This is a genomic window from Mesorhizobium sp. LNHC221B00, assembly GCF_000502935.1.
Lineage (GTDB): Bacteria > Pseudomonadota > Alphaproteobacteria > Rhizobiales > Rhizobiaceae > Mesorhizobium > Mesorhizobium opportunistum.
Map to the genome: position 1 here is coordinate 160,668 of NZ_AYWR01000013.1, position 20,765 is coordinate 181,432.

The following is a 20,765-nucleotide window of genomic DNA, read 5'->3' on the forward strand; positions in this document are numbered from 1 at the left end:
CATGAACATCTTCGCCGATTTCACCGCGCGAGTCATAAAGGCTGTCGAAGCGCTTGATCTGAAAGACAAAGACGGAGTTTCGCCCGATCTGTCGCGCATCGCCGTCGAGCCGCCGCGCGACGCCAGCCATGGCGACCTTGCGACCAATGCTGCAATGGTGCTGGCCAAACCAACGGGGCAGAACCCGCGCGTGCTGGCCGACAGGCTGGCGCTGGCGCTGCGGGATGACGTGGATGTCGCCGCCGCCGAGGTTGCCGGCCCGGGCTTCGTCAATCTCCGGCTCAAGGACGGTTTCTGGCAGGCGCACCTGTCGGCGCTTTTGGGCGAGGGCCGCAACTATGGCCGCTCGACGATCGGCGCCGGCCGGAAAACCAATGTCGAATATGTCTCCGCCAACCCGACCGGGCCGATGCATGTCGGCCATTGCCGGGGCGCGGTTGTCGGTGACGCGCTCGCCAATATCATGGCCTTTGCCGGTTACGACGTGACCAAGGAATATGTCATCAACGATGCGGGCTCGCAGATCGACGTGCTCGGACGCTCGGCCTTCCTGCGCTATAGCGAGGCGCTCGGCGAGGACATCGGCGAGATTCCGCCAGGGCTCTACCCCGGAGACTACCTCGTCCCCGTCGGCGAGGCGCTGGTCAAGGAATTTGGACGCTCCTTGCTGCAGATGCCGGATGACGAGGCGCTGGCCATCGTCAAGGACCGGACCATCGATGCGATGATGGCGATGATCCGCGAGGATCTGGCATTGCTCAACGTGCATCACGACGTGTTCTTCTCCGAGCGCACGCTGCATGCCGATAATGCCAGGAAGATCCGGTCGGCGATCAACGACCTGACGCTGAAGGGCCATATCTACAAGGGCAAGCTGCCGCCGCCCAAGGGCGAGAAGCCGGACGACTGGGAAGACCGTGAGCAGACGCTGTTCCGCTCGACCGCGGTCGGCGACGACATGGATCGGGCTCTGGTCAAGTCCGACGGCTCATTCACCTATTTCGCCGCCGATGTCGCTTACCTGAAGGACAAGGTCGATCGGGGGTTCGTCGACCTGATCTATGTGCTTGGCGCCGACCATGGCGGCTACGTCAAGCGGCTGGAGGCACTGGCGCGGGCAATTGCCGGCGACGACGTCAAGCTCACCGTGCTGCTGTGCAACCTGGTCAAGCTGTTTCGCGATGGCGAGCCGGTTCGCATGTCGAAGCGCTCCGGCGATTTCGTGACGTTGCGCGAAGTGGTGGAGGAAGTCGGGCGCGACCCGATCCGCTTCATGATGCTCTACCGCAAGAACGATGCGCCGCTCGATTTCGACTTCGCCAAGGTGACCGAACAGTCCAAGGACAATCCGGTGTTTTATGTGCAGTACGCCTCGGCGCGCTGCCATTCGGTGTTCCGGCAGGCGAGCGAGCAGTTGGGTGAGGCGAATTTCGACCGCAACAGCCTTGTGGCGGCCGTGACGTCGCTGACCGATGAGGGCGAGATCGGCCTGATCCGCAAGCTCGCCGAATATCCACGTCTCATCGAATCCGCCGCGCTTGCGCTGGAGCCGCATAGGCTGGCATTCTACCTCTACGATCTCGCTTCCAGTTTCCACGGACACTGGAACCGTGGCACAGATAATCCGGACTTACGTTTTGTTAAGGTTAACGACCGAGAATTGACGCATGCCAGACTAGGGCTGGTGCAGGCTGTTTCGGACGTTCTGACGTCCGGCCTGACGCTGATCGGAGCCGCTGCGCCTACCGAAATGCGTTAGGTTTGACTAAAAAACCTGTCACCTTTTGCCCACATTGCGCTGGTAAGGGCCAACCCTGCGCGACGTCCATGGCGTCCGACTGAGTGCGAGTTCGGGAACAATAATGGCAGACAGAACCCAGCTGAGAGTAGCCGACAACAACGACATCGCCGACGATGATCCGTTCGCGGAACTGACCAGGATCATGGGATTCGACCCGCGCCAGCCGGTCAAGCCGAAAGCCGATGTCGCCAGTCAGCCGGCGGATGAGGGCGACTTCGATATCGACCTCGAAAAGGAACTGATGGGCGAGTTCGACGCTGACGACAGCGACGCCGCTCCGGTTGTCGAAGCTTATGAGCCGGCATTCGAAACAGCTCCCGCTCATGAAGGGACGGACGACGATCGTTGCGCGGACGATGATCTTGCGCTTTCGCTCGACGACGATTTCCACCTGGACTTCACGGCTGCCGATGACCAGGCGTCCGTCGCCAGCCATGCGAACCCCAGCGCTGCCGAAGCCGCACCTGCCTTCGACGCCGATTTCGATAATGCCGTCGCCAGTTCGCTCGAAGACGTTTCGCCCTTTGAAGACGATGTGCCGATGGAGGACGAGCTCGCCGCGTCGCTCGATCGGGATTTCCGCATCGAGGACGAAGTCGCCGGGACCCAGCACGCGGTTGCCGAAGTGCCGGTTGTCGAGGCCGCCTCCGATCCTGAATTCGACGACGAGGCCTCGATTTCGCTCGAAGACGAATTGATGCTCGACGACCATCCGGTGGATCAGCGTCATGCGGCTGCGACCACGGTGGAGTACCCAGAGCCGGTGGCGGCCACTCAGGACCAGGACCAGGACCAGGCGATTTCCGACGAGGATTTCGAGGGCCGTTTCGACGACGCCATCGCCGATGTCGATGTGGATTTTGACGTTCCAGCGGACGAGCCGGTGGCCTTCGATCAGGCGGAAGCAGACGAAGTGCGCGCGGATGCCGTGGATACTGGCGAATTTTCAAGCCCTGAAGCCGTGTCGGATGACGCATTTGATCTGAGCTTGGATGACGGTGCTGCCGAGCCTGGCGAAGAGCCCGTCGTTGCCGAGGCCGCGGCCACTCCCGCCTGGCTGGTGGCGCCCGCCGCAACGGCCCCTGCCGCCGATGAACGAAGCCTGGAAGACGAGTTGAACGCGCTGCTGGGTGCCATGACCCAGCGCACGGCTCCGTCGGCCAAGGAAGAGCCCGTCATGGCTCAACCCTTTGTGGCTCAACCCATTGTCGCCCAACCCTTTGTGGCTCAGCCTTCCGCTGCTCCCGCCCAGCCTGCTGCCGCACCAGATACGGTTGCCGACGAGCCCGCCGACCTTGCTGGCGACCTCGACTGGGATCTCGATGAGCCGGCGTCCGAAGAGGCGCATGCCGCCCAGGCCGCCGATGTCGATCTCGACGATATGCTGTTCGATGAGCTCGGGGATCACGGCTCGGATGCCGCCGAGGTCGACGTCGATTTCGACAATGCTGCATTCGACGCCGCCTTGGCCAACAGCCTCGATCCACGTGATGGGGCCGCTTCCCCGCAGGATCGGGATGATTCTCGCGATTGGCTGGCGGAACGTTCCACGCCGACGGAGCCAGCCCGCTCGTGGAGTCGCGTGACGCCGGTTCCCCAGCCGCCGGCGTTTGCCGCGCAGCCGTCCGCTTCGATGGCGGCCAGGACCGCCACACCGGAAGCGGCCCCAGCGGTGGCATCTGTGCCGTCCTACCGTGCGGCCGAACCGGCTGCGGCTGCTGCCTACACAACCCCCATCTCAGCACCGCCGGCGCCGCAGTCCCCGCGCTACGACGAGATGCCCGATGTCGAAACGGTCGATGTGCCCGAGCGCGTCGTGGCGCTGGCTGACGATCTCGACATTCCGGAGCTGCATTTCGAGGACGATGCACCGACGGCTGCCGGCTATGACGATCTCGATGCGGAGTTCGCCAGCCTTTTGACCGAGATGAATTCGGTCGAGGTGGCGCCGGCTTCCGCCGGCAGCGCTTCCTATGCCGACGATTCCTACAATGCCGGTTTCAACCCTGGTGGGCTCAATCCGGCCTATGAAGAGCCAAAACCGGCCTATCAGCCGGAAGCGCGGACCTATGCCGCGCGACCGGCGGAAATGCCGGCCCGTGCGGCGGCGACCGCAAGTTATGCCGATGCCGCTGACGGCTTCGACCTCGACAGCCTGCCAGGCAGCCAGCCGGTTTCGCAGGCGGACGATTTCACCGTCGACGAACTCGACTACGATCCGGAACTCGACGAGGCGATGTCCGTTCCGGGTCTGGGCGAACGCGAGGCGGCCAAGTCGTCGGGGCGTCGCGGCCTGTTCATCGCGGCGATTGTCGGTGCGGTGGCGGTTGCAGGCGGTCTTGGAGCCTTTGCGCTGTCTTTGGGCGGCAAGGGCGGCAGCGAAGCTCCGGTGATCGTCAAGGCCGACAATTCGCCGATCAAGGTCAAGCCTGAGAATCCGGGCGGCACCGTGGTGCCGAACCAGGACAACAAGGTCTATGACGCGGTGGTCAAGGGCGCGAAACCGGCCGAGCCGGTTCAGCAGAAGCTTGTCACCGACGTCGAGGAACCGGTGGATGTGCAGGCGAAGGATCCGGCACGTGCCGTCGATCTTTCCCCCGACCAGAACGCCGCGGCCGACCAGAACGCTGCCGCCGGCGAAACGGGCGACAACAACGCCGCGCAGACGACCGCCAATGCGGCGCCGGCGACTGCCAATGCCGCGCCGACCGGCGTTGCGGCGCCAGCCGACAACGCAGCGCCGGCACCCAAGTCCGAGGATCGCATCGCGCAGGTGCTGCAGGATGCCGAGAAGGGCACCAACGCCGATGTCGTCGCCGTTGCGCCGCGCAAGGTGAGGACCATGGTCGTCAAGTCGGACGGCTCGCTGGTGCCGCGCGAGGACCCGGCTCCGGCCGCACCGCAGGTGGCCGTCACCGAACCGGCCGATCCGGCGCCGCAGCATGTCGCCCCTGCGGCCCAGTCTGATGCCGACCAGACCGGCACCGTGGCGCCCGTCGCCGCACAGTCGGACGACGCGCCGGCCCTCAAGCCGGCAGCCAAACCGGAAAAGGCCCAGTCAGCCAATACGCAGTCAGCCAATACACAGTCAGCCAATACTCCGGCCAAGGTTGCGATCGCGCCGCAGCGTCCGTCCGACCAGCCAGTCGACGTCGTCGGCGAGGTCAAGCCCGATCAGGTCGCCTCCATCGATCCGGCAACGACGGCAACCGGTGGCGGTTCGTGGTCGATGCAGGTTGCTTCGCAGCCGACGGTGGAAAGCGCCCAGTCGAGTTACCAGGATCTGCAGCGTCGTTACGCCAGCGTGCTTTCCGGCCGCAAAGCCAACATCGTCAAGGCCGAGATTGCCGGCAAGGGCACGTTCTACCGCGTTCGCGTCGTGGCCCAGTCGCGCAACGATGCCATCAACCTGTGCACCAACTACAAGGCTGCCGGCGGCAACTGCTTCGTGTCGCGCTAGAGCAATTCCAGGAAAAGCGTGAAGCGATTTTCCGTTCGGAATTGCGTCAAAACCAAGAGTTGGAGCGGTTTGCCGTTTCCGTGAAACGGTGACCCGCTCTAGTCACCGGTCAACCAATCAAGCCGGCGCGGTCTAAGACCGCGCCGGCTTTTTTCATGTGGAAGCCGTTCTGGCGCCGGGCGGCGGTGATCCCGGGACGATTCCCTTTCGTCGCGCGAAGTCCTAGACTCCGGGCATGACCGAATCAAAATCCATGATCCTCGGCTGTGCCGGGAAATCGCTCACCCGCGAAGAAATCAATTTCTATCGCAATGAATGCCCGTGGGCCTTCATCCTGTTTGCCCGCAACATCGGCGAGACCGAGCAGATCCGCGACCTGGTCGCCGAGATGCGCGACTGCATCGGGCGTCCCGATGCGCTGGTGTTCATCGACCAGGAGGGTGGCCGGGTGCAGCGCCTGCGGCCGCCGCTGGCGCCGAACTATCCCTCGGGCGGCGCGCTTGGCGCGTTGTGGCGCGACGATCATGACGCCGGTGCCCGCGCGGCCTGGCTGTTGGCGCGCCTGCACGCCTTCGACTTGCTGCGCTACGGCATCACGGCGGATTGCCTGCCGGTGCTGGACGTGCCGATCGAGGGCGCCAGCGACGTCATCGGCGCGCGCGCCTACGGCAAGGAGCCGCGTCCGGTCATCGAACTCGGCCGCGCCGCTGCGGAAGGCTTGATGTCGGGCGGCGTGCTGCCGGTGATGAAACACATTCCGGGCCATGGCAGGGCCTTCGCCGACACGCATTTCGAGCTGCCCGTCGTCAACGCCTCGCTCGGTGATCTGCAGCGGCACGACTTTGCTCCGTTCCGGGAGCTCAACCATCTGCCGATGGCGATGACGGCGCATGTCGTCTACAGCGCCATCGATCCCAACAACCCGGCGACGACGTCCGGCAAGGTCATCGACGAGATCATCCGCCGCGAGATCGGCTTTGATGGGCTCCTGATGAGCGACGACACCTCGATGAAGGCACTTTCTGGGGATTTCCCGACAAAGGCGGCCTCGATCCTTGCGGCGGGCTGCGATCTGGTCCTTCACTGCAACGGCGTTTTCGAGGAGATGGCGGGCATCGCGTCGCGGACCAAAGGGCTTGAGGGCAAGTCGCTGGAGCGCGCAAAGCGCGCGATGACCTATATAGAGAAACGCGACGCGGCCGAAGAAATAGAGATACGCGCCGAATTCGCCACCTATTTCGATGCGGTGGCCTAGTTGAAAGGGAAGTGACGAGCAGTGGCGGAAACATTGGAAAGCAAGGCCGCGAAGGCCGCACCGATGGACCGCCTGTGGGCCGAGAACGACGATTCACGGCTGACGGGCGACCCGTCGCTGGTCGTCGACGTGGCCGGCTTCGAAGGTCCGCTCGACCTTCTCCTGCACCTTGCCCGCACCCAGAAGGTCGATCTGGCGCGCATCTCCATCCTGGCGCTGGTCGAGCAGTATCTGGCCTTCGTCGAGACGGCGAGGACGCTGCGGCTGGAGCTTGCCGCCGACTATCTGGTGATGGCGGCGTGGCTTGCCTTCCTGAAGTCGAAGCTCCTGATCCCCAAGCAGCCGGGCGATGAAGGCGAAAGCGGCGAGGAACTGGCGGCGGTTCTGCAGTTCCGGCTGAAGCGCCTGGAAGCCATGCGCGACGCGGCGGCGCGTCTGGTCAACCGCAACCGGCTCGGCCGCGACGTGTTCGCGCGCGGCATGCCCGAAATGGTCATCATCGAGAAGCGCAACGCCTATTCGGCGTCGCTCTACGATCTCTTGACCGCCTATGCCCAGCAGCGGCAGAAGCAGGCAATCAACAATGTGACGATCGCCAGGCGTGGCGTCTGGTCGCTCAAGGACGCGCGCGACGTCCTGACCCGCCTGGTCGGGGCTGTTAGCGACTGGACGACGCTGGAAAGTTTCCTGATCGCGTACATGACCAGTCCCGAGGAAAGGCGCACGGCGATCGCCAGTTCCTTTGCGGCGACATTGGAGCTGGTGCGTGACGGCACGATGGACGTTCGTCAGGATCAGACGTTCGCACCGATCTATCTGCGCGGCCGGGTGCAGCCGATCAAGGCAGTCGAGGTGGCAACATGAGCGAACGCGCCAATGCTTCCGTGATCCCGTTCAAGGTCGAAGATGAGCCGGAGCAGGAGCTTGTTGCCGAGGGGGGCGCCGAGCAGGTCCAGAATCCTGCCGAGCGGCTGCATATGGCGGAGGCCGTGCGCATGGCAGAGGCGATCGTGTTCGCCAGCGCCGAACCTGTCAGCGAAAAGCAGCTTGCCGCGCGCCTTCCCGACGGCATCAACGTCACCCTCGCGATGGTCGAGCTGCAGCAGATCTATGCCCGGCGGGGCGTCAATCTGGTGCGCGTCGGCGATGGCTGGGCGTTCCGCACCGCCGGCGACCTGGCCTTCCTGATGAGCCGCGATACGGTGCAGCAGCGCAAGCTGTCGCGGGCGGCGCTCGAAGTGCTGGCGATCATCGCTTATCACCAGCCGGTGACGCGCGCCGAGATCGAGGACATCCGGGGTGTCGAGACCTCGAAAGGCACGCTCGACATGCTGCTCGAGACGGAATGGGTGCGCATGCGCGGCCGCCGCAAGACGCCCGGCCGTCCGGTCACCTACGGCACCACCGAAACCTTCCTCGACCATTTCGCGCTCGAGGAAATCCGTGATCTCCCCGGCATGGAAGAATTGAAGGGCGCCGGCCTGCTTTCGGGCCGCATGCCGTCTAATTTCTCCATACCGCAGCCGCCGGCCGACCCGGATGCGCTGGCCGAGGACGAGGATCCGTTGACCGACATCGATCTCGAGGAACTCGGCCTGCTGACGCCGCGCGTCACGGAAGATTGACCGCGAAATCTGTTTCAAAAGCAGTCGGCAGACTGTACATGCGCGGATTCGTAGCGGGCCATCACACTGAAAATGCGTGACAACCGCCACCCTTTCATAAACTCTGTCGCTGTTGTGTTTGAATCCCAACGCGAAAACGCATAGATCATCGCCAGGGAAAACGTTCGAGAGAGATTAGCTATGGGTTCATTTTCGATTTGGCACTGGATGATCGTGCTGGTGATCGTGCTGCTGGTGTTCGGCCGCGGCAAGATTCCGGAACTGATGGGCGACATGGCCAAGGGTATCAAGAGCTTCAAGAAGGGCATGGCGGATGACGACGTCGCCGAAGACAAGCGCACCGTCGAACACCGTGCCGACGAGACCGTTTCGGCCGTGAAGGAAAAAGCCAGCAAGAGCTGAGCCAGAAAGTTCTAGTCGGAACAGATTGCCATGTTTGAAGTCGGCTGGACCGAAATGCTGGTGATCGCGATCGTCATGATCGTGGTCGTCGGGCCGAAGGATTTGCCCAACATGCTGCGCACCTTCGGTCGCACGACGGCGAAGCTGCGCGCCATGGCCGCCGATTTTCAGAAGCAGTTCAACGAAGCGCTGAAGGAAGCAGAGCTCGACGACGTCAAGAAGTCGGTCGACGAGCTCAGGGGCCTCAGCCCCGTTGCCGAGATCAAGAAGCAGCTCAATCCCTTCGAGCAGGCGGCAGCCGATGTGCGCGCCGGCGTCGACGCGGCGATGAAGCCGAAGCCGGCCCCTGATCCGGCAACGCCCGCACCCTCTACACCCGTGGCGGCCGAGCCGTTGAAGAACGGCGCGACGACCATGCCTGGCGGCGCGGAGGTCGCGCCGGTGACTTTCCCGGCAATGACCGATGAATCGGTGGTGGCACCGCCTGCGAGTGCGTCGCCGAAGGCGACCGCGGCGAAGAAGGCGACCAAAGCTGCGCCGGTAAAGGCTGGGCCGGTTGCAAAAGCGTCGGCGGCAAAAGCTTCTGCGCCTGTGAAAGCGAAGACCGCGCCTGCGCCAAAGCCTGAAGCGGCGAAACCTGCTGTGGCCAAGACGATTGCTGCCAAGACCGTGGCGAAGGCCGAACCGAAACCTGCGCCAGTGAAGAAGCCGGCAGCCAAAAAGACGGCGGGAGCCGCCAAGTGAGCGTTTCGGACAAGGAAAAGGACGAGATCGAAAAATCGTCCGCTCCACTGATGGAGCATCTCATCGAACTGCGTCGGCGGCTGATCTGGTCGCTCGGCGGCTTCTTCGTCGCCTTCCTGGTCTGCTTCTTCTTCGCCAAGAAGCTGTTCAACCTTCTGGTCGTCCCGTTCAAATGGGCGACGAAATGGGCGGGGCTCGATCCGCACAAGGTCGAACTGATCTACACCGCGCCGCAGGAGTTCTTCTTCACGCAGGTCAAGCTCGCCATGTTCGGCGGCATGGTGATCGCCTTTCCGCTGATCGCCACGCAGATCTACAAGTTCATCGCGCCCGGCCTCTACAAGAACGAGCGCAACGCTTTCCTGCCGTTCCTGATCGCGTCGCCCATTCTGTTCCTGATGGGTGCCTCGCTGGTCTATTTCTTCTTCACGCCGATGGTGATGTGGTTCTTCCTCGCCATGCAGCAGGCCGGCACCGACGATCAGGTGCAAATCTCGCTCCTGCCGAAAGTGTCGGAGTATCTCAGCCTCATCATGACGCTGATTTTCTCCTTCGGCCTGGTATTCCAGTTGCCGGTGGTGACCAGCCTGATGACGCGCGTCGGCATGCTGTCGTCCAAGGCGTTGGCGGAAAAGCGCAAATGGGCGATCGTCATTGCCTTCATCGTTGCCGCCGTGCTGACACCGCCGGATCCGATGAGCCAGATCGGCTTGGCTATTCCGACCATCCTTCTCTACGAGGTCTCGATCTGGGCCGCGCGGTGGATCGAGCGGGATCAGGAAAAGCAGCGGCTGGCGCGCGAGAAGCAGGAAGCCGGCGAGACCGTGGCCGATAAAGCGCCGGACGAGCCTCCGACGCCGGCTGCTTCGTAAGACAACAGGCAGCGCCTGAAATAGACAGTCGCTGCCCGCTCTATCTTGCATCAATCAAGGATGCGGTTTACGCCCTCTCGCATAGCTGAGGACGGATAGACCATGCTTGACATCAAATGGATTCGCGACAACCCGAAGGCCCTTGTCGAGGCGCTGGTCAAGCGCTCGTGGTCGGCGGCTGAGGCGCAGTCCACGGTTGATGAATTGATCGCCAGGGACGAGGCGCGGCGCGAGCATGTCACCGAGTTGCAGACCAGGCAGGAGCGCCGCAACGCCGCCTCGAAGGAGATCGGCAACGCCATGCGTTCGGGCGACGGTGCCCTTGCGGAAAAACTGAAAGCCGAAGTCGGCGAGATCAAAACCTTCATCCAGAATGGCGAGGCGCGCGAACGCGAGCTCGACAAGGCGCTGAACGACGCGCTTGCCGTGCTGCCCAATGTGCCGTTCGACGACGTGCCGATCGGCAAGGACGAGCACGACAATGTGGTCAAGCATATCGTCGGCGAAGTGCCGACGCGCCGGAACTGGGTGAAGGAGCATTTCGAGATCGGCGAAGCGCTCGGCATGATGGATTTCGAGCGCGCGGCAAAACTGTCGGGCTCACGCTTCACCGTGCTGAAGGGCGGATTGGCGCGGATGGAGCGCGCGATCGGCCAGTTCATGCTCGACCTGCACACCAATGAGCACGGTTATGAGGAAATCATCCCGCCTCTGATGGTCAAGGACGAAGTCCTTTTCGGCACCAACCAGCTGCCGAAATTCGAGGAGGATCTGTTTTTTACAGACCCTCGCACACCTGAGTACAATGAGTGGACCGCCAAGTTCGCGCGAAAAGTCGCTCTTGAAGGAACATTCCTAGGCGGCCCCCCAACGACAATGGAACAGGCAGTGGATCGCGTCATCCGATTTTTTCGTGACGCTGAATATGAGGCCACCAACTTTACTCCTGATGAGTATCAACACTCAAAAAGGCGCCTTGGCTTGATCCCAACCGCAGAGGTTCCACTCACTAATCTGGTGCGCGAGGAAATCACCGCCCACGAAAAATTACCGCTGCGCTATACGGCGCTGACGCCGTGCTTTCGCTCCGAAGCGGGTTCGGCCGGGCGCGACACGCGCGGCATGCTGCGCCAGCACCAGTTCTACAAGGTCGAGCTGGTCTCGATCACCGACAAGGAATCGTCGCTCGCCGAGCATGAGCGGATGACGCAATGCGCCGAGGAAGTGCTGAAGCGACTCGGTCTGCCGTTCCGGACCATGGTGCTGTGCACCGGCGACATGGGTTTTGGCGCACGCAAGACCTATGACATCGAGGTCTGGTTGCCCGGCCAGAACGCCTATCGCGAAATCTCGTCCTGCTCTGTCTGCGGCGATTTCCAGGCGCGCCGCATGGACGCTCGCTACAAGGACAAGGACGGCAAGGGCAACCGCTTCGTCCATACGCTGAACGGTTCGGGCACCGCTGTCGGCCGCGCGCTCATAGCTGTCATCGAAAACTACCAGAATGAGGATGGCAGCGTAACCATTCCTGAAGTGCTGCGGCCTTACATGGGCGGACTGGAAAAGATCGAATCGAAATAATGCGCATTCTTCTGACCAATGACGACGGCATCCATGCCGAGGGCCTGGCGTCGCTCGAACGCGTTGCCCGCACGCTCTCCGACGATGTCTGGGTGGTGGCGCCGGAGCAGGACCAGTCCGGCTATGCGCATTCGCTCTCGATCTCGGAGCCGCTGCGGCTGCGCAAGATCGGCGAGAAGCATTTTGCCGTTCGCGGCACGCCGACCGATTGCGTCATCATGGGCGTGAAGAAGATCCTGCCCGGCGCGCCCGACCTGATCCTGTCAGGCATCAATTCGGGCGCCAACATCGCCGACGACGTGACCTATTCGGGAACCGTCGCAGGCGCCATGGAAGGCGCGCTGCTCGGCATCCGCTCGATCGCGCTCAGCCAGGGCTACAGCACTGTCGGCGAGGATCGCGTGGTTCCCTATGAGACCACCGAGGCGCTGGCGCCGGCGCTGCTGAAGAAGCTTGTCGCGACGCCGCTGCCCGATGGCGTGCTGCTCAATGTCAATTTTCCGAACTGCCTTCCCGAGGAAGTCGTAGGCACCGTGGTCACCTCGCAGGGCAAGCTCGTGCACAGCCTCTGGGTCGACGAGCGGCGTGACGGGCGCGGCCTGCCTTACTATTGGCTGCGCTTCGGCCGCGAGCCGGTCGAGGGCAAGCAAGGCACCGATCTCTACGCACTGCGCAACCGCCTGGTGTCGGTGACGCCGTTGCAGCTCGACCTCACCGCGCATGAGATACGTGACCAATTGAGCAAGGCGCTTGCATGAACCAGGGCTTTCCAATCGACGATCGCGAAGGATTTGCGGCTTTCCTTTTGCGCCTGCGCGGCAGGGGAACGGTGCCGAAGGCCCTGATCGCGGCTTTCGAAGCGACGCCGCGGCGTGGCTTCCTGGCGGCGCAGTTCCATCAGATCGCCTGGTCGGACCGCATGCTGCCGATCGAATGCGGCGAGGCGATCGAAGGGGCGGACATGCAAGCGGCAGTGATCGCCGCACTCGCCATCGAAGCGGGAAACCGCGTGCTCGAGATCGGCACCGGCTCCGCCTATACGGCGGCGGTGATGTCACGGCTGGCAGCGCGGGTCGTCACCGTCGACCGCTACAAGACGCTCGTCGAACAGGCGAGGCAACGTTTCGAGGCGCTCGGCATCGGCAATGTCATCGTGCGCCAGGCGGACGGCTCCGGCGGTTTGCCCAATGAGGGGCCATTCGACCGCATCGTCGCCTGGGCCGCCTTCGACAGCCTGCCGCGCTTCCTGCTTGACCAATTGTCGAGCGGCGGCATCGTCATCGCGCCGATCGGGCCGGACGAAGGCGAGCAGGTGCTGGCCAAGCTGACCAAGGTCGGCAGCCGTTTCGAGCGCGAGGATATCGGCCTGGTGCGCTTGCAGCCGATCTTGCGCAGCGTCGCCGCGGTGATCTAGGCGCATGAGATTGAGGCCGGCCTGCAAATAGCTGATATCCGCGCTTCCAGCGCTCGCGTACTGAAGTACGCTCCGCTCCGGTTCTCGGTATCAACCATTTTCGACCCGGCCTGACCTGAATCTCAAAGCGCCTCCGGCGCACTCGAAAATGTTTTAAGAAAATTTTCGTCGGATTCTAATGGGTTAACCGACCAGTAACATTAACGCGCTTTAATCCTGTCCAGTTGGTTCAGCGTTTGTGCGGGTTAGTGCGATGCAATTCAGTGTTTTGAAGGCAAATAGTCGCAATCTGGCGCGGGGCTGCGCTGTTCTCATGATTGCAGGCGCGGCGGCAGGGTGCAGTTCCCAGGCTTCGCGGTTCAACAGTGTCGATGACGTCTTCACCTCTTCGACCAACAATCAGCGTGCCATCATCAACAAGCAGGATGCCGTACAGCCCTATCCGGGCGACGTCTCGGCCGCTCCGCTCGATGGCAGCCATACGCAGTCGGTGAGCCGCTCCAGCCTCGATCCGGTTTCGAGCCGGCCGTTGCCGCCGCCCGCCACAGCCCAGGCGCAACCAGAGCCGGCGCTCGCGCCTGCCGCCAATCCGGTGCGTGTCGCATCGGCGCCGGCCATGGTCCGGCCAGCTCCTCATGTCGACAGGACGACAACCGGCACCGTCGCGCCGGCCGCGAAGCCGTTCAAGGAAGCGCAGCCCGATGCGCCGAAGGTGGCGGAGGCGGGCAGGCCGCACGCGACCGAAATCGTGGTCAGGGACGGTGAGACCATTTCCGGCCTGGCAGCGCATTACAAGGTGCCGGCCGATGTCATCATGAAGGTGAATGGCCTCAGCCCGACCAAGGGGCTGAAGAGGGGCCAGAAGATCGTCATCCCGGCCTATGCCTATTCGAGCAAGGCCGAGCCGAAGGTCGCCGATGCAAAGCCGGCGAAGGACGGGAAGGATAACCTGCCGGCCACCGCGCCGGAGAAGGTCGCGGTGCTGCCGCAGCAGCCGAAGCTCAAAGAAGGCAAGACCGCCACTCAGGTCGACACGTCGGCCGCCGCAAGCCAGCCCAAGGAGCCCAAGCCGACGCAGGTGGCCAAGGCAACCAGTGCGGCTGGCACCTATACGGTCCAGTCGGGCGATACGATGTCGTCGATCGCCAGGAAGACCGGCGTCGGCGTCGTTGCGCTGAAGCAGGCCAACGGCATGAAGGATGGCTTGCTCAAGATCGGCCAGACCTTGAAAGTGCCAGCCGGCGGAACCGCGACTGTCGCCAGCGCCAAGCCGGCGAAGGTCGATCCGGTGACGACAGCAACGACGCAGCCTGCGGCAAAGACAACGCCGTCGGAAACGCTGGCATCCTACACGCCGCCGAAGAAGGATGCGAAGGTCATCCAGCAGGCCGAGGACGACGACGCGGTGGCGCCGGATGCCACGGGCATCGGCAAGATGCGTTGGCCGGTGCGCGGCCGGGTGATCTCTGGTTTCGGATCCGGCAAGGACGGCGTCGACATCGCCGTGCCCTCGGGCACGCCGATCAAGGCGGCCGAGAACGGCGTCGTCATCTACGCCGGGGACGGCCTCAAGGAATTCGGCAACACGGTGCTGGTGCGCCACGAGAACGGCCTGGTCACGGTCTACGGCCACGCCAGTTCGATCGAGGTGCAGCGCGGCCAGAAGGTCAAGCGCGGACAGGAAATTGCGCTGTCTGGCATGAGCGGTACGACGGACTCGCCGAAGCTGCACTTCGAGGTGCGCAAGAACTCGGCCCCGGTCGATCCCTCGACCTATCTCGAATAGAAGAAAAAAAGCAATTTTGCGGGCCGTCTGACCTCCAGTCCAGCCCGCCGGCTCAGCCCGCCCCGCAAGGAGCGGGCTTTTTCAGTTGCTGCCCAACACCCATTCCCTCAAGGCTCAAAGATGAACACGCAGCGTGTCGGCGATCATCGTCTCAAGGCTGCTCGCCTTCACGCCGAGAAGCGTGTTGCGACGTCGCGTCGAACGTGCGCGCATTCTGCTGCGGCAAGGCGATCTCAACACAGCGAGGTGGCGGAATTGACGGCTTCGCGCACCAGTCACACCTGGCGCATTGGATGCGCCGCGAGATCGGCCAAACACCGCGCGACTTGCGACGGGCGCAGCCGCCCAAATGATCTTGACGTTAGATGGCGTTGGCGACGCAATCCGATGCATCAATCCTTGAGTGGCTTGCCTAGCCGGCCTGCCAGGTCCTGCGTGAACTGCCAGGCGACGCGGCCCGAGCGGCTGCCGCGGGTCGTTGCCCATTCCAGCGCCTCGGCGCGCAACTGCTCGGGGTCTACGTCGAGGCCGTGATGGCTGGCATAGCCGTTGATCATGTCGAGATATTCGTCCTGCGAGCATTTGTGGAAGCCAAGCCACAGGCCGAAACGATCGGACAGCGAGACCTTTTCCTCGACCGCCTCCGACGGGTTGATGGCGGTCGAGCGCTCATTGTCGATCATGTCGCGCGGCAACAGATGGCGGCGGTTCGAGGTGGCGTAGAAGATGACGTTGGCCGGGCGGCCTTCGACGCCACCTTCGAGTGCCGCCTTCAGCGACTTGTAGGACGTGTCATCGTGATCGAAGGACAGATCATCGCAAAACAGGATGAAGCGGAAGGGAGCCGCCTTCAGCAAGCCCATCAGCTTCGGCAGCGTGTCGATGTCCTCGCGGTGAATCTCGATCAGCTTGAGCGGCAGGTCGGACCTGGATTGGTCGGGCTTGGACTGGTCGGACTTGGATTGGTCCGACTTGGCTTTGGCATTGATTTCCGCATGCACGGCCTTGACCAGCGACGATTTGCCCATGCCGCGCGCGCCCCACAAGAGCACGTTGTTGGCCGGGTGGCCGGCGGCGAAGCGTTCGGTGTTGTCGACCAGGATGTCGCGGACACGGTCGACGCCGCGGATCAGGCCGATGTCGACGCGGTTGACCTTGCGCACCGGCTCCAGATAGCCGGGATCGGCCTGCCAGACGAAGCAGTCGGCTTCGCCGAGGTCGGTTTGGGGCACCGGCGGCGGGGCGAGGCGGCTGACGGCCTCGATCAGCCTGTCGAGTTTCTTGTTGAGGGCGTCGATGCTGCTGTCGGTCATTTCAGGTCTTTTGCTTCGTTTCCTGGGGCAGGTGGAAGCGATCTTTTCGAATCCGTCGGGTTCGAAACTGGTTCCAACCTTTTGTTCGAGCGTGATCTTTTCGGAAAACCGGCTCGCGCTTTTCGCGATCCTGCTCTAACACGGCTCAACAGGCCGGAAAAGCAGCCGATTTGCCGGGCCGCGCAGTTGCATTGACAACTTTACCGACTATATTCCGGCCAAATTTCAAGGGGGCCGTTCGCGGCCGTTTTCAAAATTCAGGAGTACCTCGATGTTCGTGACACCGGCATACGCCCAAGGCATCGGCGGCGCCTCTCCCGATATGTTCATCAGCATTTTGCCGTTTGTCCTGATTTTCGTGATCATGTATTTTCTGATCATCCGCCCGCAGCGCACGCAGCTGAAGAAGCGCGGCGAGATGCTGGCGGCGGTCCGTCGCGGCGACACGGTCGTCACCGGCGGCGGTTTCGTCGGCAAGGTGACGAAGGTGATCGACGACAATGAGCTCGAGATCGATCTCGGCGGCGGCACCAAGGTGACGGCGCTGCGCTCGACAATCGCCGATGTGCGCGTCAAGGGCGAACCGGTGGCCAACCAGAACGCCAAGAAATAACCCAATTCCAGGCGGAGCGATCCGCGGACACGCTCTGACGGACGACGCCATATGCTGTATTTTTCGCGCTTCAAGATGATCCTGATCTGGGTGGCCGTGGCCATCACAGTGATCCTCGCCGCGCCCAATCTGTTCCCTGCCAGCACGCTGGCCCAACTTCCGAGCTGGGTTCCGAAGCGGCAGATGACGCTCGGCCTCGATTTGCAGGGCGGCTCGCACATCTTGCTGGAGATGAACCAGAACGACCTGATCAAGGATCGGCTGGAGACGACGCGCGACGAAATCCGCACACTGCTGCGTGACGCCAAGATCGGCTATACCGGTCTTGCCGGCAACGGGCGGACCTTGCAGGTGCGCATCACCGACCCCGCCCAGCTCGATGCCGCCAAGAAGGCCTTGAAAACCTTGACCGACCCGGTTGCCGCCGGCCTGTTCACCGGCGGCTCCATCCAGGAAATGTCGCTGGATGAATCCGAGCCCGGTCTGCTCAAGTTCACTGTGACCGACGCCGGCATCAAATACCGCACGTCGACCGCGTTGGCACAGTCGATCGAGGTGGTCGAGCGTCGAGTCAACGAGCTCGGCACCACCGAACCGATCGTTCAGCGGCAGGGCGACGACCGCATCCTTGTCCAGGTGCCTGGCCTGCAGGATCCACAGCGGCTGAAGGAAATCCTCGGCCAGACCGCGAAGCTGACGTTCCAGATGGTCGACCAGTCGATGCCGGTGCAGGACGCCCTCAAGGGACGCCCGCCCGCAGGCTCGTCGGTGCTCTATTCGCAGGACGATCCGCCGGTTCCGTATCTGATCGAGAACCGCGTCATCGTGTCGGGCGAAAACCTCGTCGACGCGCAGGCAACGTACAATTCGCAGAACAACGAGCCGGTGGTTTCATTCCGCTTCGATTCGAAGGGTGCCGCGCGCTTCGGCCAGGCGACCGCGCAGAATGTCGGCAAGCTGTTCGCCATCATCCTCGACAACCAGGTGATTTCGGCGCCGCAGATCCGCGAGCCGATCCTCGGCGGCACCGGCCAGATCTCCGGCAATTTCACCGCCCAGAGCGCCAACGATCTCGCCGTGCTGCTGCGCGCCGGCGCGCTGCCCGCGACGCTGACTGTGATCGAGGAACGTACCGTGGGTCCGGGCCTCGGCCAGGATTCGATCCATGCCGGCAAGGTCGCCGGCATTATCGGCTCGATCCTCGTCGTCGCCTTCATGTTCGTCGCCTACGGCTTCCTGGGCTTCCTCGCCAACATCGCGCTTGCCGTGCACGTGGCGATGATCGTCGGCGTACTCTCCTTGCTCGGCGCGACACTGACCTTGCCCGGCATTGCCGGTATCGTGCTGACCATCGGCATGGCGGTCGATTCCAACGTGCTGATCTACGAACGCATCCGCGAGGAGCGACGTGCCGGCCGCTCCGTGATCCAGGCGATCGACACCGGTTTCACCAAGGCGCTGGCGACCATCGTCGATTCCAACGTCACCTCGCTGATCGCCACCGTGGTGCTGTTCTATCTCGGCACCGGACCGGTGAAGGGCTTTGCCATCACCTACGCCATCGGCATTCTGACCACGGTCTTCACCGCTTTCACCTTCACCCGTCTGCTGGTGTCGATCTGGCTGCGTCGCGCTCGCCCGAAGGAGTTGCCGAAGGCACCGGTGACCTTCGTTCCGCCCGGCACGAAAATTCCGTTCATGGGCATCCGTCGGTGGACGTTCGCGCTGTCGAGCACCTTGTCGATACTGTCGGTCGTGCTGTTCATGAGCGTCGGCATCAACTACGGCATCGATTTCAAGGGCGGCTCGCTGATCGAGGTGCAGTCCAAGAGCGGCGACGCCAATCTTGGCGATATCCGCAACCGATTGACGGAACTCAACATCGGCGAAGTGCAGGTGCAGCAGTTCGGTGCTCCGAACGACGTGCTGATCCGCGTCGGCACGCAAGATGCCGGTGAGAATGCCGAGCAGACGGTGATCGACAAGGTCCGCGGCGAGTTGCAGGACCAGTATGATTTCCGCCGCGTCGAGGTGGTGGGGCCGACGGTTTCCGGCGAATTGGCCAAGCAAGGCACCATCGCCATGATCGTCGCGCTGGTCGGCATCCTTGTCTATGTCTGGTTCCGTTTCGAATGGCAGTTCGCGGTTGGCGCCATCGTCGCGACGGTGCACGACGTGGTCATGACGCTCGGCTTCTTCGTCATCACCGGGCTGGAGTTCAACCAGTCATCGCTGGCCGCGATCCTGACCATCATCGGCTACTCGCTGAACGACACGATCGTGGTCTATGACCGTGTTCGAGAGGACCTGCGAAAATACAAGCGAATGCCGTTGCCGCAGCTGCTGAACAACGCCATCAACGAAACGCTGTCGAGAACGACGCTGACCTCCGTCACGACCAGCTTGGCGCTGCTGGCGCTGGTGCTGTTCGGCGGCGAAGTCATCCGCTCCTTCACGCTGGCGATGTTGTTCGGCGTTGTCTTCGGCACCTATTCGTCGATCTTCATCGCGGCGCCGCTGCTGATCCTGTTCAAGCTGCGGCCGCAGGCTTCGGCCGACGAGGAGAAGCCGGTCGGCGGCGGCAAGGCGGTCGCGACCTGACGCGCGGCGCTGAAGGGGTGACAAAGTGGTGACCGGCAAAGGCATCGTCATCCGCGAGGCGCATTTCCCTGGTCGCGCGCCGATCGAGGCCTACGGCAATGGCGGCTTCCGCTTTGCCGACATGTCGCATCGCGGCTCGCTCCTGTGCCTGCCGTCAGGAATCCATGGCTGGGAGCCGGCAGACCCCTCGGCACTGACCGTGGCGGATTTCGACAGGCTGCTGGCCGAGGCGGACAAGGTCGAGATCCTGCTGGTCGGCATGGGCAGGGATTTGAGGCCATTGCCGGCGGCGCTGCGGGCGGCGCTGAAGAATGCAGGCATAGCCTCCGATCCGATGTCGACGGGCGCTGCCGTGCGGACCTACAACGTGCTCCTGGCCGAGGACCGCGCCGTGGCCGCCGCGCTTATCGCCGTCGACTGACATGTCCCGGAACACCGAGATCGTCATGGACACGGTGCGCGCCGCCGACCACGACCGCTACCTGACCGCGCTCTATGCGCCGGCCGACAAGCGCGACGCGCTGTTTTCGCTCTACGCCTTCAATGCCGAAATTGCCGGCATTCGCGACCGCATCCACGAACCGTTGCCGGGCGAGGTGCGGCTGCAATGGTGGCGCGATGTGATCGCCGCCGGCGGCGAGGCGGGCGCGGGTCATCCGGTTGCCGAAACCTTGAATGCCACCATCGCAGCGTTCAAATTGCCGAAGCTGGCCTTCGAAAACATGCTCGAAGCCCGCATCTTCGATCTCTACGACGACCCGATGCCGTCGCGCACCGATCTGGAAGGTTATTGCGGCGAGACGGCAGCAGCACTCATCCAGCTTGCCGCGATGGTGCTCGATCCCGTCGCGGCGCCAAGGTTCGCCGAGCTGGCGGGCAGGGCAGGCTGTGCGCAGGCAATGACCGGCGTGTTGCTTCTGCTGCCGCTGCACCGCAAGCGCGGGCAGTGTTTTGTCCCGGCCGATATCCTGGCGGCGGCGGGCTCATCGCCGGAGGAGTTTGTCGCTGGCGATGGCGGGCCTGGTGCGCAGCGCGCGGTGGCGGCGATGATGGCGCTGGCGCGCGAGCATCTTTCCGCCTTCGAGCAGTACGCCGCAGCGCTGCCGGCGACCTTGCGTGCGGCGTTTCTGCCGTTGGCGCTGCCGCGCGCTTATCTCGGCAAGATGGAACGGTCGCGCCAATCACCGCTCGATGGCGTCGTACGGCTGTCCGCCTTGCGCCGGCATTGGCTGCTGCTGCGTCGTGCAAGCAAGGGCTGGCCGGCACTTTGACGTAAACGTCAACCGTGTTAAGGATTC

Annotated in this window: 17 protein-coding genes; 16 read left to right on the forward strand and 1 reads right to left on the reverse strand. The window is 63.2% G+C overall.

Annotation, left to right across the window (positions count from 1 at the left end):
- Position 1 precedes the first annotated feature (1 nt).
- The 12 genes from argS (at position 2) to X741_RS148600 (ending at position 14,940) form a co-directional block, all read left to right on the forward strand.
- Positions 2 to 1,759, forward strand: a complete 1,758-nt coding sequence (gene argS, locus X741_RS148655; protein ID WP_023778721.1) for an arginine--tRNA ligase — start codon at positions 2 to 4, stop codon at positions 1,757 to 1,759.
- A 103-nt stretch (positions 1,760 to 1,862) separates the two neighbouring features.
- Positions 1,863 to 5,261: an SPOR domain-containing protein gene (locus tag X741_RS148650; RefSeq protein ID WP_023778722.1), complete on the forward strand. Its 3,399-nt coding sequence runs from the start codon at positions 1,863 to 1,865 to the stop codon at positions 5,259 to 5,261.
- Positions 5,262 to 5,496: 235 nt separating this feature from the next.
- Positions 5,497 to 6,516, forward strand: a complete 1,020-nt coding sequence (gene nagZ, locus X741_RS148645) for a beta-N-acetylhexosaminidase (protein WP_023778723.1) — start codon at positions 5,497 to 5,499, stop codon at positions 6,514 to 6,516.
- Positions 6,517 to 6,579: 63 nt separating this feature from the next.
- Positions 6,580 to 7,380 (forward strand): ScpA family protein, encoded by an 801-nt coding sequence (locus tag X741_RS148640; protein ID WP_023778724.1) that lies wholly within the window; start codon positions 6,580 to 6,582, stop codon positions 7,378 to 7,380.
- Positions 7,377 to 8,141, forward strand: coding sequence for an SMC-Scp complex subunit ScpB (gene scpB / locus X741_RS148635; protein WP_023778725.1), 765 nt, complete (start codon positions 7,377 to 7,379; stop codon positions 8,139 to 8,141). Before X741_RS148640 ends, scpB begins: the two co-directional genes overlap by 4 nt.
- Before the next feature lie 180 nt (positions 8,142 to 8,321).
- Complete coding sequence (locus X741_RS148630) at positions 8,322 to 8,543, forward strand: twin-arginine translocase TatA/TatE family subunit (RefSeq protein WP_013895102.1); 222 nt, start codon at positions 8,322 to 8,324, stop codon at positions 8,541 to 8,543.
- A 30-nt stretch (positions 8,544 to 8,573) separates the two neighbouring features.
- A complete protein-coding gene (tatB, locus tag X741_RS148625; RefSeq protein WP_023778726.1) occupies positions 8,574 to 9,287 on the forward strand; it encodes a Sec-independent protein translocase protein TatB in 714 nt (237 codons plus the stop codon).
- Positions 9,284 to 10,159: a twin-arginine translocase subunit TatC gene (tatC, locus tag X741_RS148620; protein WP_023778727.1), complete on the forward strand. Its 876-nt coding sequence runs from the start codon at positions 9,284 to 9,286 to the stop codon at positions 10,157 to 10,159. Before tatB ends, tatC begins: the two co-directional genes overlap by 4 nt.
- Before the next feature lie 102 nt (positions 10,160 to 10,261).
- Positions 10,262 to 11,740 (forward strand): serine--tRNA ligase, encoded by a 1,479-nt coding sequence (gene serS, locus X741_RS148615; protein WP_023778728.1) that lies wholly within the window; start codon positions 10,262 to 10,264, stop codon positions 11,738 to 11,740.
- A complete protein-coding gene (gene surE, locus X741_RS148610) occupies positions 11,740 to 12,498 on the forward strand; it encodes a 5'/3'-nucleotidase SurE (protein WP_023778729.1) in 759 nt (252 codons plus the stop codon). Before serS ends, surE begins: the two co-directional genes overlap by 1 nt.
- Positions 12,495 to 13,154 carry a protein-L-isoaspartate(D-aspartate) O-methyltransferase gene (locus tag X741_RS148605; protein ID WP_023778730.1) on the forward strand — a complete coding sequence of 220 codons (660 nt, stop codon included), beginning with the start codon at positions 12,495 to 12,497 and terminating at the stop codon, positions 13,152 to 13,154. Before surE ends, X741_RS148605 begins: the two co-directional genes overlap by 4 nt.
- Before the next feature lie 253 nt (positions 13,155 to 13,407).
- Positions 13,408 to 14,940 (forward strand): peptidoglycan DD-metalloendopeptidase family protein, encoded by a 1,533-nt coding sequence (locus X741_RS148600; protein WP_023778731.1) that lies wholly within the window; start codon positions 13,408 to 13,410, stop codon positions 14,938 to 14,940.
- A gap of 392 nt (positions 14,941 to 15,332) precedes the next feature.
- On the opposite strand, the gene X741_RS148595 is transcribed toward X741_RS148600, so the two are convergent.
- A complete protein-coding gene (locus X741_RS148595) occupies positions 15,333 to 16,253 on the reverse strand; it encodes an ATP-binding protein (protein WP_023778733.1) in 921 nt (306 codons plus the stop codon).
- Between the two features lie 271 nt (positions 16,254 to 16,524).
- Here X741_RS148595 and yajC point away from each other — a divergent pair, with 271 nt between their 5' ends.
- Genes yajC through X741_RS148575 form a run of 4 tightly spaced genes read left to right on the forward strand, consistent with a single transcriptional unit; the run spans position 16,525 to position 20,738 of the window.
- Entirely contained in the window at positions 16,525 to 16,866 is a 342-nt protein-coding gene (gene yajC, locus X741_RS148590) for a preprotein translocase subunit YajC (protein WP_010909882.1), read from the forward strand.
- A gap of 51 nt (positions 16,867 to 16,917) precedes the next feature.
- Positions 16,918 to 19,467, forward strand: coding sequence for a protein translocase subunit SecDF (secDF, locus tag X741_RS148585; protein ID WP_023778735.1), 2,550 nt, complete (start codon positions 16,918 to 16,920; stop codon positions 19,465 to 19,467).
- Positions 19,468 to 19,492: 25 nt separating this feature from the next.
- Positions 19,493 to 19,888 carry an Mth938-like domain-containing protein gene (locus X741_RS148580; protein ID WP_032928014.1) on the forward strand — a complete coding sequence of 132 codons (396 nt, stop codon included), beginning with the start codon at positions 19,493 to 19,495 and terminating at the stop codon, positions 19,886 to 19,888.
- 1 nt (position 19,889) lies between these two features.
- The gene (locus X741_RS148575; protein ID WP_031250210.1) at positions 19,890 to 20,738 is read left to right on the forward strand and encodes a phytoene/squalene synthase family protein; all 849 of its coding nucleotides are present in this window, start codon (positions 19,890 to 19,892) and stop codon (positions 20,736 to 20,738) included.
- Positions 20,739 to 20,765 lie beyond the last annotated feature (27 nt).